Consider the following 17,152-nt stretch of genomic DNA (forward strand, 5'->3'; position numbering starts at 1 on the left):
ATTTTCATCAGCCCAGGCGATGCCCACGCGGTTAAACAATTTAGAAACCCTTCACGGCGTTGGGCATCGCCCCGCGCGCGGTGGAACCAGCGCGACGCGCGGGGCGATGCCCACGCGGTTAAACGAACTAGTACGTGTTTTCCGGGACCAAGGCTCCACACGGCCTACAAAGTGGCCTTCGGCGGTAAGTTTCGAGCGACGCCGGATAAGTAATCGCACCCTGTTTTCTAGCGACAGCAGCTACCAGAAAACGCTGCGACACATTATGATCTGAATCGAACTTGTTTGAGGGTGGCGGCCCTTGCGACTGTAAGTCGTGAACCTGGTCAGGCCTTAACTGGAGCAGCCATAAGCGGTGTAGCTTTGTGTGAGGGTCGCCTCCCCCGAGCAAGTTTTTTCATTCAGCCAGTGCCGAATTCGCGGCTAAATTCGCTCATAAAAACCTATCGCAAGCATTCACATGCCTTCACCATCGAATTCCGAAAGTGATTCTGGGCAGGCTAGCTATGATCGCGATGCGTCCAGTGACGGTTATGTCGTTGTCGCTCGGCGATACCGCCCCAAGGGTTTTGACGAACTGGTCGGCCAAGAACATGTCGGCCAAGCACTCAAAAACGCGATCGAAACTTCTCGCGTCGGTCATGCCTATCTGTTCACGGGGGCACGCGGAGTCGGCAAAACGAGTACGGCCCGCATCTTTGCAAAAGCGCTGAACGATCCGGGCGGCCCGACGGCCAACCCAGATCCAAAGTCCGACGTCGCGGAAGCGATCGATTCAGGCGAAGACGTTGATGTGATTGAAATCGATGGTGCCAGCAACCGCGGCATCGACGAAATCCGTTCGTTGCGAGCCAACGTGGGTGTGCGTCCGAGTCGTTCGCGATTCAAGATTTATATCATCGACGAAGTTCACATGCTGACCGGTGCCGCGTTCAACGCGCTGCTAAAAACGCTGGAAGAACCGCCGGAGCATGTCAAGTTTATTTTCTGCACCACGGACCCGGAAAAAATTCCGATCACGGTCCTCAGCCGTTGCCAGCGATTCGATTTTGCCCCGGTCGAAGTGGCAAAAATTGTTCAGCGGCTGACTGAGATTGTCGCTTGCGAAGGTGCGCAAGCGGACGAACAAGCGTTGGAACTGATCGCACGCCGGGCCGCCGGGTCCATGCGTGACAGCCAGTCGCTGTTGGAACAAGTGCTAAGTTTTAGCGACGGAAAGCTGAGCGCGGATTCCGTTCATTCGATGCTCGGAACGGCGGACGATGCGAGGCTGCACGAATTGGCCACGGCGATGGCTGATCGCGATTCCGCCTTGTCGATGAAGCTGATTGATTCGGCGATCGATGCCGGTGTCGATGCGGGACGCCTTGCCGAACAATTGCTTGGCTATTTCCGCGACCTGATGGCGGTCACGGTCGGCTGCGAACCGTCGCTGCTTCGCCACACTTCGGCGTCGATGCAAAGCGATCTCGCCGAACTTGGTCGTCGCTGGGGATTGCAAACCGTTTTGGCTGTGGTGGGATTGGTTGACCAAACCTTGGTCCGTATTCGCCACAGCGTTTATTCGCGAGTGTTGTTGGAAGCGACACTGATTCAGATTTGCAATCTGCCTGATCTGCAAAACATCGCCGACTTGGCTGCTGCGTCCGGCCAAGTGCGTGGAAAGAAACCCGCAGCGGAAAAAAAAAAGCAGCCACTAAGTCTTGATCCGCCAATCGCACCGGCGGCGGCCGAAACGATGGCGGCTGCTCCGATGGTGGCCAAAACGATGGTCGTTGCCGAGTCGTCTTCTGAATCAGATCCGCCGCTTGCGAAGAACAATGGATCGGCAAAGCCCGCGGCAACCGAACCGCCTGAGGCCGTGGCTGCATCCGCAACACTTGGCGACAAGACAAATCTTTCCCAGGACCAAGCCAACGCTTTGTGGAAAGAAAGCTTGGAGCAATTCGAGGGCATGACGGCGACGTTGGCCCGCAGCGTGATTGCGGTTGAGCCATTGCGACCGGGCCATTTGCGTTTGGTTTACCCGGCGGAAGCAGGCTTGGCGATGCGTCGCAGCGAAGCGCCCGAAAACATTGGTGAGCTGACCGAAAAGCTTTCGTCGGCCGCCGGAATGCCGATGTCTGTTGAGTTTCATGCTGCTCCTCCGAAACCAAAACCCAAGGTCGCGGAAGTCGTTGCCAAAGGGCCTTCTAAGATGCAGCGGATGAAAGACATCGAAACCAATCCGCTGATTCAAGCCTGCGTCAAAATGCTGGATGCCGAGATCATGAGGATCGATCGTCCACGCGGATGAGTCGGGTTTGAGGGATGCGGGCACGGCACTATCGAACCTTGCCGTATTTCGCTCCGCCCAAAACGGCCTACCGATCGCGATCCGATTAGGGTGCCTGCACCGGTATTTGAGACTGCATTCTCAGGGTGAGATTTTTGGCGATCGCTGTTGAGAGCTTGAGCCTGGTTGGAAGCCGGAAAACTCTCGCCGGAGTTCTGGCTAATCACTAGCGAAACTGCCAGAACTGCGCCGCGAAACGCGTCTTGTTGCCGGCCTACGTTAGGTTTGTCAACAAGCATGGTTTTGTTGGCATGATAGATGCGTTACTGGAGTCTTTAGTTATTGGGGGTCTCCCAACTTTATTCCTCCTGTTCCAGGTGACCCTACGTCCGGCAGCTCTCATTCAACGTCGGTCTACTCTCCGGTGCACAGTTCGCTCTTATGGCGGGCTGTGCATTTTTTTGGTTTATTGGGGAACAGCTTTTTACTCCGGCTAACAATTTGACGGAGTGTTTTCGTTTCTTTGGCGAACCAATCTTCCGGTGGCGAAACTCGCACGCATCATCAACGCCGTTTCGCTCGACGCGGTCGCAGTGGCTATTTTGTGGCAATTTGTGTTTTGCATCAACTTCACCCAGCGGGCTCCGACCATTGCTCAAAGCGTTTCGCTCGGCCTGACGGTTTGGCTGGTCTATTGTGCTGATCGACTGTTGGATGCCGCGCGAATGGATGTCCAAGGCCCGGCAACTTATCGGCATCAATTCCATCTTCGGCACCGCCGCGGCTTGACGATCACCTGGATGATCTTGCTGATGGTTGATGCAATGGTGGTCTGCTTTGGCATTGACGGTTCGATTCAGGTGCTAGGGATCGGCTTGGCGGCGGGAGTCCTGGTTTATGGAGCCGGAGTTCACTTCGCCGAAACACCGCTTCACCGAATCCCCAAAGAAGTGCAGGTCGGTTTTCTTTTTGCCGGCGGAGTCAGCGTGGTAACGTGGCCGGGCGTGTTCGCAGAGCCGTCAAAACAAATTCCCATGCTAGTGACGGTCGGACTTGCTTGGGTGTTGTTCGCGTGCAACTGCATTTTTGTAGCTGCATGCGAACTGGAATCAGATCGCGCCCAAGGCTTTGATTCGCTGCCCGGTCGCTGGATCAATCAAGATGGATCATTCGCGGGCGGAATTCTAATCGCACTGACGGCCAGCTTTGCCGCCGCATCATGGGTTGCCGTTTGGTTGGGGTGTGCACCTTGGGTTGCGGGCTGCCTGCTTTCGATCAGCTTTGCGTTTTTATCGATCGTCTCGTTTGCTCGATTCACTTCCAAACTGAATCGTCGAATTTCGATTCAGCGTTATTTGGATCGTAGGCTAACCGCTGGCTTCGTCGCAGATTCGGCATTGTTCCTGCCACCGCTTTTGTGCATGCCGTGGCTAATTTAGACGACGCCCAGCGTGTAACACGTGCGAGCATTGCCGGCTACGATCGGCTGTCATCGGTCTATCGATTGATCGAACGCGTTGCGTTTGGCGGCGTTCTGATGCGAGCCCGGAAATCGCTTGCGGGCGAACTTGCAGACGCTCAGCATATTCTGGTGCTAGGTGATGGCGACGGCAGATTGTTGACCGAACTCACTCGGCTGCAAATCCAAGCCAAGTTCACGTCGATTGAACAGTCACCCAAAATGTTGCAGTTACAACGAACCGGCATCCGCGACGTGGGAGCCGAAAAACGAGTCGAATTCATCCAAGGCGATGCGACGCTGCCCGACCATTTCAACCAAAAATACGACGCAGTCGTGGCTGCGTTTTTTCTTGATTGCTTTGACAGCGACTCGCTCGATCGCTTGCTGCCGATGATCCTGGGCTCGATCGCTGACGATGGTGAATTTTACTTCGTCGATTTCTGCGAACCGTCCAAGTCAATCCCGCGACTTTACTCAAAATGGATGCTGTGGATGATGCACCAGTTTTTCGCATGGCAAACCGGACTGCGAAACCGCAAGCTTGTTGACGTTCCAAAAAAACTTCGCGACCTGGGCTGGGATATCCAGCAGCAACAGGATCATCACTTTAAGATGATGACTGCTAGAATCTACAAGCGGCGGGTATCTAAAACGGCGTCTGCAAAACTCGAATAGCGGTGCAAGGAAAACGATGAGCAATTCAGCAAGCGAACTTTACTATCAACATTCGGGGCGAATCGGTTTTGCGCCGTTGCTAGTCTTGTTTTTGGGGATGCCGATCATCGCGGCATTGGCTGCCGCGTATTCGTACTTGGTCGTTTGGTGCCCTGTGATCGGGTACGTCAACATTTTGTTTTTGGGCGGGTTCATTCTAGCCAGCAGCTTTGTGTTGACGACGCTTGCCCGAATTGGAAAATCGCGAAGCCCGATCGCAATGGCGCTGCTTGGCTTGGCGTGTGGTCTGGTTGCCGTTTACTCCGCTTGGCTGTTTTTCATCAAGGCACTTTTCGAGGACCAGGTTTCATTGGTCGATTTGGTCACGAATCCAGTAGCGTTGGGGAACGCTGTTTACTTCATCAATCAACAGGGATGGTGGCAACCCAGCGGTCTGGCGCAGTGGGCGATTTCTGCGGTTGAATCCGGTGCGATCTTGATTGGCTTGACGATGGCCGGTTGGTCATCGACGGATCGCGAAGTGTTTTGTGAAGACTGTGGCGATTGGTGCGAACCGTTTGAAACAATGCGATTGACGCCCACCGAGGCGTTGTTGGCAACCAATTCCAATCAATTGAAACCAGAAGAATTGCTGACGCTTGAAGAATGCACCGAATCCGATTTCCCGCGATTCGATGCCGAGGTGTTGCAGTGCAATGCCTGTAAACAGTTGCAAGCGATTCGCTTTGACCGCGTTTCTCAAGTCATGGACGACGGGCAACTGAAAGAGAAACGCGAAGACATCCCCGGCGTGCTGATCCAACGCGGCGACTTCGGTTAAAAGCAACCGATCCTAGCCTGTTTAACCGCGCCGGGCATCGCCCCGCGCGTTTCATTCCGCGGGGACGCGCGGGGCGATGCCCACGCGGTTAAACAATTTAGAAACCCTTCACGGCGCCGGGCATCGCCCCGCGCGTTTCGTAGATCTTGTAGGCCGGAACAAGCTTGGCGCAGTTCCGGCAATTGCATTGAACTACGTTGGATTGCCGGAACTGCGCAAAGCTTGTTCCGGCCTACATCAGGGCTTCACCGTGCCGACCGGGCTTCTTGCAGATCTTGTAGGCCGGAACAAGCTTGGCGCAGTTCCGGCAATTGCATTGGACTACGTTGGATTGCCGGAACTGCGCAAGGCTTGTTCCGGCCTACATCAATGCTTCACTGAGCCGACCGGGCTTCTTGCAGATCTTGTAGGCCGGAACAAGCTTGGCGCAGTTCCGGCAATTGCATTGAACTACGTTGGATTGCCGGAACTGCGCAAAGCTTGTTCCGGCCTACATCAGGGCTTCACCGTGCCGAACGGGCTTCTTGCAGCATGCTGCTAAGTTCGGTCATCACCAACGATGATGGTAACGCGTAACTGACGACGCGGCCGGCGCGAGCGATATTGATTCCAATGACGCGGCCGGATAAATCGAGGACTGGCCCACCGCACTGGTCAGGGTCCAAGACGGTGTCGTGCTGGATCACTTTGTCAAATCCGCTAAGGCGAACGCTTCGTGGGCCGTTAACTTTGGTATCGTTCTCGGTCTCACGCAGTTGACTGAAGTCTCGAATGCTGGCCTGCATTTCCATCACTTTTAGGTTGACCAGGTTGCCCGACAGCGGCGTGGGACGCAGAACCTTCAACCGCACTCGTTCGCCAGGAAACATGCCGCCCAGCATTTCAACGACACTGTCACGGCCTCGTTTTTGCAAACCATTGATCGCCACAATCAAATCGCCAGGTTCGATACCGGCATCCGCTGCACCGCTGTTCTCAACGACCTGTCGCACAACCGCACGCCCACTGCCGTCGTCGTACAACCGAACGCCCAACCTTCCTTGATGATCGATCCGCCTAGCGGCGACGCCCAGCACACCAAAACCGATGGGACGCCCCGTGCGGCCGGCGCTGACCAGGAAGCTGCCCGCCGGTGGACTGGAATCGGTCAATTCGATCGGCGTTAGCGGAATATCGGCATCGATTTTTAGCAGAGCGAGATCGTGCGAACGGCGAACCGCGGACACGAGCGCCGAATACATTCGACCATCGGACAGCCGGACCTTGATCGGGTCTCCGCTAAGCTCGCTTCGTTTGGTTAGCAGATAACCGTCTGACGACACGGCTGTTGCCAGCGATACCGGACGACCACCGGTCACGACTTGCGCCACTGACTTCTTTACCGATTGACTGATCGGAGCGATCAAACGCGTCATCGCCGCACTGTCGCGACGTTCATCTGCCGAAGCTGGCAGCGACGGCGACAACACGAAAATGCCGACGAGAAACAACGCAGTCATCCATCGCTTTTGCATCGATACTTCCAACTCATTCATCGCGGCCAACCTCAATGATTCTCTTAAAGCTACTTCCATCCCGGCTGATCCAAACAGCAACACGTTCGCCCGGCATGGTATCGGCCACGGCTTTTTTTAAGTCTTCAAAGCTATGGATCACGACATCACCGAATTGGTCGATCGAGTCTCCGTCTTGGATTCCAGCATCGTCTGCTGGCGAGTCCGGGTAAACCGTGACCGAAGACGAATCAGGGCCGCGGACTCCGATGACAGGACGAAACCCGGGCAGGAACCCCCAAGCTTCGCCCGCCTGCATCCTGTCCCAAGATGTTCCGTAGAAATCGATGGGCACATGTAAGTTTTCGGTGACGTCATTTCCAATCCGGCTGTGAACCGCAATCAAACGACCTGCGATGTCAAACAATGGTCCGCCGCTGTCGCCACCAATCAGTGCGCAATCGGTTTCGATGGCACCCAAACGAGTTCGCAGAATTCGTCCCACTCGGGGCACCGGTCCGCGGGAAGCGTCGTAACCGCCTGGGTGTCCGGTCGCCAAACACCACATGCCCGGCATCAGCGATTCACTTTTTCCGAGCGATGCATGAGGCCAAGGTGTATTCCCGTTTTGGCCAGCATCGATTTTCATCAGGCCAGCGTCCACTCGTCGATTCATGCCCAAAGTTTTCGCCAAGATGACTCGACCGTTAGACATCGTCACCTTTGCCGTTTTCCCCGGCCGCATCGCAACATGGGCTGCGGTTAAGATGTATCCACTTTCGGTGATGATCACACCGCAACCTTGCGCCGGACCGATCTGGACGCTGACGGTGCAGGAGGCCGCTTTGTCGGCGATCAACCGATTCTGTTTTTCCAGCAACCGCAACTGTTCGATCGTGTTGGGCTCGCCTCCGCGGTCGAGCAGAACCTGCAGTTCGCTGGGCACTGCGATTTCAGTCCCCTCGGATTGCGAACGACCGGTGTCCGACGACGCGGCCTCCATTCCAACGGATGATGACATCGGGACTGATTCAGCGACCTGCGTTGGTGACCCCGGAACCGGTGAACCCAAAGCCGGTGAACCCAGAACTGGCCCACTCGATCGCACATCCGGCATGGATTGCCCGAGTGGTTGTTGGGTCAGCACATCGGTTCGTTCGAGGTGCAGTTCTTGCCCCCAAGTCACGAGCTGATCGCCCAAGAACATCGCGATCATCATCGACCCGATGATCGCAAGGCGATTGACCAAATCAATGAGTCGCGATTGGTGCAAGGGGCTGGCTCTTGGGATGAGAGAAATGAATCGACGACAACGATAACGGCGGCTTGGAAAAGTGCAAACGCTGGTCGCCTGCGATGTCTCATTGTAACCTCCGCAGGGCCTGCTTTATTGTAGCCGGTTGTGACAGAAACCCTGAAATTACATTCTAACGAAGAGAACAGCCAAATGAATCGCTCCCTTGTCGTTGGATATGGGTATTTGGGGCGACGAGTCGCCAGTCTGGCAAAAAAAAACGGTGACATCGTTTATGCGACGACTCGCAATTCGCAAAAAATGAAGTCTATTTACGAAGACGGGATTCATCCGATCCAGTGCGACTGGACGGATCGCTCTTCGTTGATTCGATCGATAGGAGAACTCGATAAGATCGACCGCGTTCTGGTCGCCGTTGCCTATGATCGAAGCAGCCAGATCGATCGAGATACGGCGATGGTCGGCGGGCTTGGCAACTTGATCGATGCGCTGCGGATTGATCCAAGCAGTGCCGCCAAGACCAAGTTCTGTTACATCAGCACCACCGGTGTTTACCACCAAACCGGCGGCGTTTGGGTGGACGAAACGTCGCCAACTCGGCCAACACGCGACGGCGGTAAAGCACACTTGCGAGCCGAGGCATTGCTACGCAAAAAACTTGGACCGACGGGCTTTCGTACGCTGCGGTTGTCCGGAATCTACGGCCCCGGCCGCGTGCCACGAGCCGCCGATGTGATCGCCGGTCGGCCAATCGCCTCGCCAGCCGACGGCTACCTAAACCTGATTCACGTCGATGATGCAGCCAGCGCCGTGATGGCTGCTTGGCAGTTACAACCAGGCGATGGTCATCACACTTACGTCATTAGCGACGACGCACCGGTCGTCCGGCGAATGTTCTATCAACACATCGCAGACCTATGCCACGCCGCATCCCCAACTTTTATCGATCCTGATAAAGATGCATCCGTTCGATTTCGCAGCGAGACCAATAAACGAATCTGGAATCGCAGGATGAAGAAAGACCTGGATTTCAAGCTTCAATTCCCAACCCATCGCGAAGGCCTGGCGGATGTACTGAAACCCGAAGCGTGATGAAGCAAGTGTTAATCAGTTTTTAAAAATTGGAACGCGAGCCGCGGACTCGCGTAAGCGGCCGGGCTGATGGAAATGCTCGAGGCGTTACCGCCGGTGGCTCACAAGAGCTTGCCCAGATTCGAAAAGAGAGTTGCCCTTGGCAGTGGAGTCAATCGAATCGACAGCCCCGGCATCCTGGCCTACAATTCGCCGTCGATCACCACTCTCGTTTGCTGTTCCTAGTTCATTTTTTTATAAAATATGCTGACAAGAAAACCTATCTTCCCCGGAATCATCGAACTGAATTTTCAAGCCGGTGAAGTTTTGGGCTGCAACGTGTACTTGATTTACGACTGTGATGAATGGTTGCTGATCGACATCGGATACGAAGATACCGTGGAGGATTTCGTTGAGATCATCCGTCAGCTTGATTTCCCTCTTTCGCAGTGCAAGACCCTGGTTGCCACGCATGCCGATGTGGACCACATCCAAGGACTGGCAAAGCTAAAGCAGATTCTAAAGACCACCGTGACCGCCCATCCCAACGCGGTCAAACCGCTGGAATCCGGCGACACGCTGGTCACGTTGGCTGAGATCGAGGCACAGAATCTGAAACTAGAAATGCCGCCGGTCACGATCGAGCATCAGGTCAACGATGGTGATGTCATCAAAGTGGGCGGCATCGAATTAGAAGTTTGGCACACGCCAGGGCATACCGACAGCCAGTTGGCGTTCCGAGTCGGTGACGTTTTACTGAGCGGTGACAACATCTATCGCGACGGATGCATCGGTGCGATTGACGCTCACCATGGCAGCGACATCAAGGCATTTGTTGGATCGCTAGAACGGATCCGCGATAGCGATGTCCACTGGCTTGCACCAAGTCATGGCCCAATGTTCCGTAACGATAAAGCGTTCATGAACAAGACGATTGATCGAGTGCGTGGCTATCTGGAAATGGCCGACTTTGGAACGCTAGCCGAACGTTGGCCGTTGATGGACCAATGGGATGACGAAGTCGCCAGCGGTACGCTGCCCGAAGGACTTCAACTGCCTTCTTGAAACCTGGTTTAAAACGTAGCTGATCCCGCCAGGGTTCAGTTTGGCATCGGGTCGAGTTCGACTGAACCCTGGCGGGATCAGCTACGGGCAGGTCCGAGCTGGACATCACCACTTTCGGCAGCCGCCTCGCGATAGAGAACGTTCGGCTTAGATCTGCAGCATGCCCGACGGCCAGGATCCACTAGTATTCCGCGTCACCTCAATTTTCGGGTAGCGGAACTCGCCAAGAGTTTCGGCTACGAGGGGGACGCCGAAAGTCTACGCGACTTCCGCTACCTCCTAACCGAAGATTGAGCTGACATGGACTACTAGGACCACCAGCCGATTAGCCTGCCTGCGGCGTTTTCAACGCATCTGATTATCTAAACGCGACGAAATAAGTCGATGCGATCTGTCAGCCCACAAAAAAAGCCGCTCGCACTTCGTGAGAAATGCGGCGACTAATAAGTCGGGGCGACATGATTCGAACATGCGACCTTCTGGTCCCAAACCAGACGCTCTACCAGGCTGAGCTACGCCCCGATTGTGAAAATCGGTTTTTTGCCGACGTGCGGCAGAATAGCTGACGGATCGGTTTTGCGAAAGGTTCGTTTGGGAAGGTTTTTTTGAGGTCCTTTCATCGGGGCCTCACAACCGTCATTCTGGTCATCATGCGTGTTTTAGTGACCGGTTGCGGCGGATTCCTGGGTAGCGAGATCGTGCGGCAATTGATCGGCCGCGGCGACCAGGTGGTCGGTGTGTCGCGTGGCGATTACCCGAAATTGGCCGCGTTGGGGATGATTCCTGTTCGTGGGGATCTGGCGGAACGAGATTTCGTGCGGTCGGCGATCCGCGACATTGACGCGGTCGTCCATACTGCGGCGGTGGCCGGGGTTTGGGGGCCGGCGAGCTATTACGAGCGAAACAATAAGGTCGCGACGGATCATGTGATTGAGGCTTGCCAGGGCTCGGGGATCGGTTCGTTGGTGTTTACCAGCAGTCCCAGCGTGACCTTTTCGGGCGATCACCAGCGGAATGTGGACGAACGCGAGCCGTACCCAGACCACTGGTTGTGTCATTATCCCCGGACCAAGGCACTGGCGGAGCAGGCGGTTTTGGCGGCGGATAAACCGGGCGGGCTGCGGACCGTTTCGCTGCGACCTCACCTGATTTGGGGAAACGGCGACCCACATTTGCTGCCCCGAATCGTCGCCAGAGCAAAAAGCGGGCGGCTGAGGATCGTTGGCGACGGGACCAATCGGGTGGATACTGTTCATGTGGTCAACGCTGCGGCGGCTCATTTGGATGCGCTGGATACGTTAACGCAATCGACGAATCAGGCGGCTGGGCGGGCCTATTTTATTGCTCAGGATGAACCGGTGAATTGCTGGGATTGGATTGCGCAGATTTGTCAGATCGCTGGCGTGGCCCCGCCGAACAAAAAGATCTCGTTTTCGGCCGCCTTTCGGTTGGGAAGCGTTTTGGAAGCGGCTTATCGCATCACGGGGCGAAAATCTGAGCCGCCGATGACGCGTTTTGTGGCTGCTCAGTTGGCAAAGGATCACTACTTTGACATTTCCGCGGCTAAAGAACGGTTGGGGTATCGGGTCCGGGTCAGCATGGCGGAGGGTTTGGATCAGTTGCGGGGTGAATTCTTCTAGTGCTGGCTTTGCGGGCTCTAGGAATTTGTCGGTGAAATCGATCGCTCGGAATCGCTGCCGAGACATTGCGGGTTTTGGTGTGGATTGTTAGCCTTTTGAATTGCCAGCGGATATGCAATCCGGCAGGCCGATAACCGTTTTGCACTTAAAAACTTTGCCTTTTCGCACGTAGGCTTTTTCTCGACTGTGATCGCTCCCAACCTGGCTTCTGATTTACCCGACAACCAACGCATCGTGATTACCGGTGTCGGATTGACCGCGCCCAACGGCAACGATTGGGCTTCGTATCGCGAGGCTCTGTTGGAGGGTCGCAGCGGCGTTCGTCCTTATGAGATTCGCTACTTTGGCGAGACTCTGGCCGGCGTCTGCGACTTTGACAACAAGCGTTATCAAACCAAAAAAGACCTGCGTCGTGGAACGCGTGCGGGCAGCGTCGGGTGTTACGCGGCCAACGAAGCCGTCAAACATTCCGGGCTGGATTGGGACAATTTCGATAAGTCACGCGTCGGCATTTACGTCGGTGTGACTGAGCACGGGAACGTCGAAACCGAAAACGAAATTTTCGTGATTAAGGGATTTGATTACGACACCAGTTGCTGGTCGCATCACCACAATCCTCGCACAGTCGCCAACAATCCGGCGGGCGAGATTGCGTTGAACATGAACATCACCGGGCCGCATTACACGATCGGTGCCGCCTGTGCCGCCGGCAACGCTGGGTTGATCCAGGGTGCCCAGATGTTGCGTTTGAACGAATGTGATTTGGCGATCGCGGGCGGAACTAGCGAGAGTATTCACACGTTTGGAATCTTTGCCAGTTTCAATTCACAGAACGCTTTGGCCACCAACGAAGATCCCTCGAAAGCGTCGCGGCCGTTTGACATGGACCGAAACGGAATCGTCGTTGCCGAAGGCGGATGCCTGTACACGTTGGAACGGCTTAGCGATGCAAAAGCACGCGATGCAAAGATCTACGGCGAGTTGGTTGGGTACGCGATGAACACGGACGCGACCGACTTTGTGTTGCCCAATCCGGAAAGGCAGGCACAGTGCGTTGAAATGGCTCTGAAACGAGCGGGTTTGAACGCCGACCAGATCGACATTGTCAGCACTCATGCGACCGGCACGTCCAGCGGTGATTCGCAGGAATGCAAGGCGCTTCGCAGCGTTTTTGGCGAGTGCAGCAGTACTCGGATCAACAACACCAAGTCATACATTGGCCACGCGATGGGTGCGGCTGGGGCGTTGGAATTGGCCGGCAATTTGGCGTCATTTGATGATCATGTCGTTCACCCTACAATCAATGTGGACAGCCTTGATCCCGAATGTGCTCTGCCCGGTTTGGTGCTGAACGAGTCGCAGCAGGCAAAACGAGTGGACTATATTTTGAACAATTCGTTCGGGATGTTGGGAATCAATTCAGTCGTTATCATTGGGCGAATGAATTAACTTTTGGGTCACCCTTCAAATACACCTTTCGACAAGCAAGAAAAAGAATGACGCCTGCTGAAATTCGCGATGAAATCATTGACATCCTGGAAGACATTTCGCCTGATGACGAGATGGACAACCTGGATGATGACCAAGCCTTCCGCGACCAATTAGAATTGGACAGCATGGATTTCTTGGACATTGTGATGGAATTGCGAAAACGCCACCGCGTGCAAATTCCAGAAGAGGATTACGGCAACCTGGCCAGCATGACTTCGACGGTGACTTACCTTGAACCGAAGATGAAGGACATCGTCAAGGCGTAGCCGGGCACGGATCGGTTTGAACGTAGCTGATCCCGCCAGGGTTCAGTGCAAGATTAGTTCAGGCCACGATTAGTTCAGGCCACCATTGGTTCAGTTCACGATTGGTTCAAGCTCGACTGAACCCTGGCGGGATCAGCTACGGGCATGTCGCATGCTACGTCTTATCGCTTCGCGGGGCCGTTTGGACCTTCGGCTTGCTGTGCCGCTGGTTCCTCTGGAACGGCAAATTCTTCGCGAAGGATTTTCCAGTCGGATGGTGGTTTTTCGGGAATGAAATTCCGGGTCACGAAACGTTGGAAGTTATCCGCCAGGCTGTTGCGCTTCACTTCTTGGAATTCGTAGTGATCCCAAACCGGTGCAAGTTTTGCGTCGAAGTTGGGTGCGTACATGACCAAGGCTTTGGGTTGGAACGTTTTGGCCTCCAGAGCGACCTGCACCATCTTGTATTGGGCTCGATCTTCGCCGCGTTTCGGCCAAACTTCCAACAGGATGACGTCGGGTGCGGGAGCTTGCGTTTGGCGAACCCAATAGCGTTGTTTCAGTTGAGCCGCGTCCAGATTGAACACGAACGGCAACGGGCTGCTGATAATGTTTTTGCCTTGCATTCCCGGTGGCAAATCTTGGATCCGGCATTCTTTTGCGTTGCGGTCAAATTCGATCAACTGCTTGCCGTTGCAGACCCAGTGTTCGCCGAAGCGATCCGCAGCCGGCTTGAAGTCAGGTTTTGCGGCAACCATGCCAGCGTAGAAAACAATTTGTTCGACACGAATCAGGCCGCGATCAGGCGCGGCATACTTGATGATGCCTTGCGATTTATTGGCGGGCACGCCCAAGGGAGCTGACGCGGCGTCGTAATGAAAACGCAGGAACTTGACGTCCAACGTTTTGGTGCCGTTGCTCTGGTTTTGCCAGTTTTGCAGGACTTGATCGAGCTGTTGTTGGGCGGCCGGAGAGATCGCGCCAAAGGGCGCTTGCCCAGCGGCGTTTGCATTTCCGTTTTGAGCTGCAGCTTGTTGTGTTCCAGCTTGTTGTGTTCCAGCTTGTTGTGTTCCGGCTTGCTGTGTTCCAGCTTGCTGGGCAACAACTGAACTGGAAACCAGAAAGACCAACATACTAGTCAAGATCGATCGCATCATCCGTGAGCGCCTGTGTGGGTACGCGTGAAACTCGCCGGGCAAAGGTTCCTTCCCTCGCCCGCGTCCTGCCCTTGTAACAAGGCTAACCCAATCAGCGAAAGGTCAGAAAGCCAATTAGATCCCGTCGTTCCATCAAAGTAGGCCGTAGCGAGTGAAACGAGTTACGGCAGGGCGCGTAGAACGTCTGCCGATTGGGGTGTCTACCTAGGTTCCATCAAATCGACGTCTTGCAGATCCATTGAATTTTCGTCGAAGAAATCCAGGGTGCCTTCGTCAGCAACAGGTTGCGTTAGCGTACCGGTGTCGCTTGGCGATTCGATCGTGTGCATGAACGGCGCATCCAACATGTCGCTGTCAATCATGTCGGTGGCGGCAATCGAATAGTCGGGTTCTTTGCTGAGAACATTTCGCGGCAAACCGCATTCGCAAATTCGGCTGATATCAACACGCTCGCTCTGCAACAACAATCCGGTCACTCGTTTTAGATTGACCAGCGACAGGTTGTAGGTCAGTTGAGCCGTCAGGTATTCAAACTCGGCACCGGCGAGCTGGTTTTGTGCGATCAACAAGTTTTCCAACGACAGCGCTTTGTCGGTTTGGTCGCCAGGCAGGCTGTCCCAGCGAGCCGTCATCGCGTCAAGCTGAGCCGCCCGAGCTCGCATGGCGGCTTGCTTGGTTGATAATTCTGTCATCGATGTCTGCAATTCGCGAACACCCACGGCGACTTCGTGGCGAATCGTTTCCAGCGTCGTGTTGTACTGGTTACTGATCTGCCGAACTTCCAACTTGCGACGACGCAAACGAGCTCTGGCGGCCCGGTTGCCGACGGGGCGTTCGTACTGCAAACCGATTCCGTAACTGGGGGCTCCGATCGAAAATTGGTTTTCAAACGCTTGGACCGCATTGCCCTGAGCCGCCAAGCCGGCAACGTAAGTTTGTGTGACCAAGTTCAGCACGGGCATCAATTCGTTTTTGGACATGTCCAAGCGGATGCTAGCCGATTTGATCTGCTTGATCGCCTGCAACACTTCCGGCCGATTCTGCATCGCCATCGCGACGGATTCTTGCAGGTCAGCGGAACTGGAAACGAACGATGGTGCATCGGTGGGCAGCAATTCAACGTCGGCGTAGGCCGGATTGTTGACCAGCGAACGAAGGCGAGATTGTGCGTTGCGAACCGCAGCTTGGGCACGCACCAAATCACTGTGACGTGATGCGATCGCGGCTTCGGCACTGACCAATTGCGATGCGTTGGCGTCGAATTCACTGCGGGCAGCCAAGCGGTCATAGATTGCTTTGCCTCGCAAGTAGGAATTGGTTTTCTGGAACAACGCGGCACGTTCCAAGTACAACGCCCAATAGGATCGAGCGACTTCCAACAGGTGCGATTCAAGTTGCCGACGAAATTCATCGCTGGCGACTTCTTGGTCAATCTTGGCCAGGCAAATCAAGCTCTCGTTGTAACGTCGGCCACGGCCACGCATCAGCGGCTGAGTGAATCCCATCACCAATCTCGCGGTGCCTTGCGGATCGGGAACAAAGAATTGTGAATTGTTGTCCTGAAATCCGAATTGTTGCGAGACGTCGAAGGTGCCGCCGGTGCGAGTTCGTTTTCGCATTCCGCCACGCGCGGTCAGGTTATGATCGTTGAAACGGTCAATGCCGGCACCCGCGGTCAGCGTGTTGCCGATCGGATCGCTGACGTCGTCCCAGCGGGAATCGAGGTATTGGTGCCAATCGAACGACGCGGACGCTTCCACGACTGCGGTTTCGCGAATCAACGGCAGGTCGCTGAAGACTTGAACCTGGGCGCTGTATTGCAGCGTCGCCATCAACGCGTCTTCCAAGCGAAGTGGCATCGAGGTGAGTTCCGCGTTGAGCGGTTCGGCCACAAACGGCGTCCACCATCCCGCGTCGTACTGAACGTTGACGGATGGGGTAAAGGACTGTTCCAGGTTGGCGTGCGTTTGTTGCATCGCGGCCAAGTCGGGCGACAGTGACGACGAGGCCGATTGAGCTGACGCATTCTGCGTTGCTGCGGGAGCGGCCACACCAACGATCAGTACAGCTAAGCCGCATCGAAGGAATCGGCGAAGTCGTGATGGTTTGCGAGTCAAAGGTGCGGCTGATTTGTGAGAATTCGTTTCAGCAGGTGCGCACGAAGTTTGAGGCCGTTGAGGGAGCAAGGCACCATTCCGTTGGTGAGTGGGGGGGAGGAGGCCGGTAGCGCAGAACGCTACCGAATGCTTTGCTAGCATCGGAACGATCTCTCGCTCGGGCGCAGTGAACTTATTTGCGCCATCCCAATCGCTTCATTCGGAAAGATTCCGAAAGTTGGTTCATTAAGAAGCTTGGCAGATTAGTTCGGCCACTACGGTAAGACCGTGCCTGCTGCTCGCCTTAGCGTTCCGGAAAACGATGCCGCGTGTCGAATCGCTCCACACAGCCTTCATGCTCCCAATTTTTTTGTCTTTAATTTTTTTGTCTAATCTTCACCAGAAGG

The 17,152-nt window shown here is 55.1% G+C and carries 14 protein-coding genes, 1 tRNA gene and 1 other RNA gene; 11 read left to right on the top strand and 5 right to left on the bottom strand.

The features are described 5' to 3' along the window. Window positions 1–290 precede the first annotated feature (290 nt). The 6 genes from ffs (at window position 291) to RC85_RS06370 (ending at window position 5,773) form a co-directional block, all read left to right on the top strand. Window positions 291–385: signal recognition particle sRNA small type (gene ffs / locus RC85_RS06345), an RNA gene on the top strand. Window positions 386–460: 75 nt separating this feature from the next. Next, on the top strand, window positions 461–2,296 hold the full coding sequence (dnaX, locus tag RC85_RS06350) for a DNA polymerase III subunit gamma/tau (RefSeq protein WP_068260076.1): 1,836 nt from the start codon (window positions 461–463) through the stop codon (window positions 2,294–2,296). 488 nt (window positions 2,297–2,784) lie between these two features. Then, window positions 2,785–3,714, top strand: coding sequence for a hypothetical protein (locus tag RC85_RS06355; RefSeq protein ID WP_068260079.1), 930 nt, complete (start codon window positions 2,785–2,787; stop codon window positions 3,712–3,714). Then, entirely contained in the window at window positions 3,702–4,412 is a 711-nt protein-coding gene (locus tag RC85_RS06360; protein ID WP_084422399.1) for a class I SAM-dependent methyltransferase, read from the top strand. The genes RC85_RS06355 and RC85_RS06360 overlap by 13 nt, the downstream gene beginning before the upstream one ends. A gap of 16 nt (window positions 4,413–4,428) precedes the next feature. Further along, a complete protein-coding gene (locus RC85_RS06365) occupies window positions 4,429–5,232 on the top strand; it encodes a hypothetical protein (RefSeq protein ID WP_068260085.1) in 804 nt (267 codons plus the stop codon). A gap of 76 nt (window positions 5,233–5,308) precedes the next feature. Beyond that, complete coding sequence (locus RC85_RS06370) at window positions 5,309–5,773, top strand: hypothetical protein (RefSeq protein WP_157593888.1); 465 nt, start codon at window positions 5,309–5,311, stop codon at window positions 5,771–5,773. Here RC85_RS06370 and RC85_RS06375 read toward each other — a convergent pair. Further along, the gene (locus RC85_RS06375; protein ID WP_068260091.1) at window positions 5,736–6,767 is read right to left on the bottom strand and encodes a PDZ domain-containing protein; all 1,032 of its coding nucleotides are present in this window, start codon (window positions 6,765–6,767) and stop codon (window positions 5,736–5,738) included. The genes RC85_RS06370 and RC85_RS06375 overlap by 38 nt on opposite strands. Beyond that, a complete protein-coding gene (locus tag RC85_RS06380) occupies window positions 6,760–7,998 on the bottom strand; it encodes a S1C family serine protease (protein WP_068260094.1) in 1,239 nt (412 codons plus the stop codon). Before RC85_RS06380 ends, RC85_RS06375 begins: the two co-directional genes overlap by 8 nt. A 174-nt stretch (window positions 7,999–8,172) precedes the next feature. On the opposite strand from RC85_RS06380, the gene RC85_RS06385 reads away from it, so the two are divergent. Continuing rightward, entirely contained in the window at window positions 8,173–9,072 is a 900-nt protein-coding gene (locus RC85_RS06385) for an SDR family oxidoreductase (protein ID WP_068260095.1), read from the top strand. A 243-nt stretch (window positions 9,073–9,315) separates the two neighbouring features. After that, window positions 9,316–10,116: an MBL fold metallo-hydrolase gene (locus RC85_RS06390; RefSeq protein ID WP_068260096.1), complete on the top strand. Its 801-nt coding sequence runs from the start codon at window positions 9,316–9,318 to the stop codon at window positions 10,114–10,116. A 448-nt stretch (window positions 10,117–10,564) separates the two neighbouring features. Here the strand turns inward: RC85_RS06390 and RC85_RS06395 are convergent. Next, window positions 10,565–10,638 (bottom strand) — tRNA-Pro (locus tag RC85_RS06395). A gap of 128 nt (window positions 10,639–10,766) precedes the next feature. Between RC85_RS06395 and RC85_RS06400 the strand changes: the two genes are divergently transcribed. The 3 genes from RC85_RS06400 (at window position 10,767) to RC85_RS06410 (ending at window position 13,513) form a co-directional block, all read left to right on the top strand. Continuing rightward, entirely contained in the window at window positions 10,767–11,756 is a 990-nt protein-coding gene (locus RC85_RS06400) for an NAD-dependent epimerase/dehydratase family protein (RefSeq protein WP_068260098.1), read from the top strand. A 186-nt stretch (window positions 11,757–11,942) separates the two neighbouring features. Then, complete coding sequence (locus RC85_RS06405) at window positions 11,943–13,205, top strand: beta-ketoacyl-[acyl-carrier-protein] synthase family protein (RefSeq protein ID WP_068260101.1); 1,263 nt, start codon at window positions 11,943–11,945, stop codon at window positions 13,203–13,205. Between the two features lie 47 nt (window positions 13,206–13,252). Then, window positions 13,253–13,513, top strand: a complete 261-nt coding sequence (locus tag RC85_RS06410) for an acyl carrier protein (RefSeq protein ID WP_068260104.1) — start codon at window positions 13,253–13,255, stop codon at window positions 13,511–13,513. A 161-nt stretch (window positions 13,514–13,674) separates the two neighbouring features. On the opposite strand, the gene RC85_RS06415 is transcribed toward RC85_RS06410, so the two are convergent. Together RC85_RS06415 and RC85_RS06420 are read right to left on the bottom strand one after the other, a co-directional pair. After that, window positions 13,675–14,625, bottom strand: coding sequence for a TIGR03009 domain-containing protein (locus RC85_RS06415; protein ID WP_235033149.1), 951 nt, complete (start codon window positions 14,623–14,625; stop codon window positions 13,675–13,677). Between the two features lie 224 nt (window positions 14,626–14,849). Next, window positions 14,850–16,766, bottom strand: coding sequence for a TolC family protein (locus RC85_RS06420; protein WP_068260106.1), 1,917 nt, complete (start codon window positions 16,764–16,766; stop codon window positions 14,850–14,852). Window positions 16,767–17,152 lie beyond the last annotated feature (386 nt).

Source organism: Rubripirellula obstinata (genome assembly GCF_001642955.1).
GTDB classification, from domain to species: domain Bacteria; phylum Planctomycetota; class Planctomycetia; order Pirellulales; family Pirellulaceae; genus Rubripirellula; species Rubripirellula obstinata.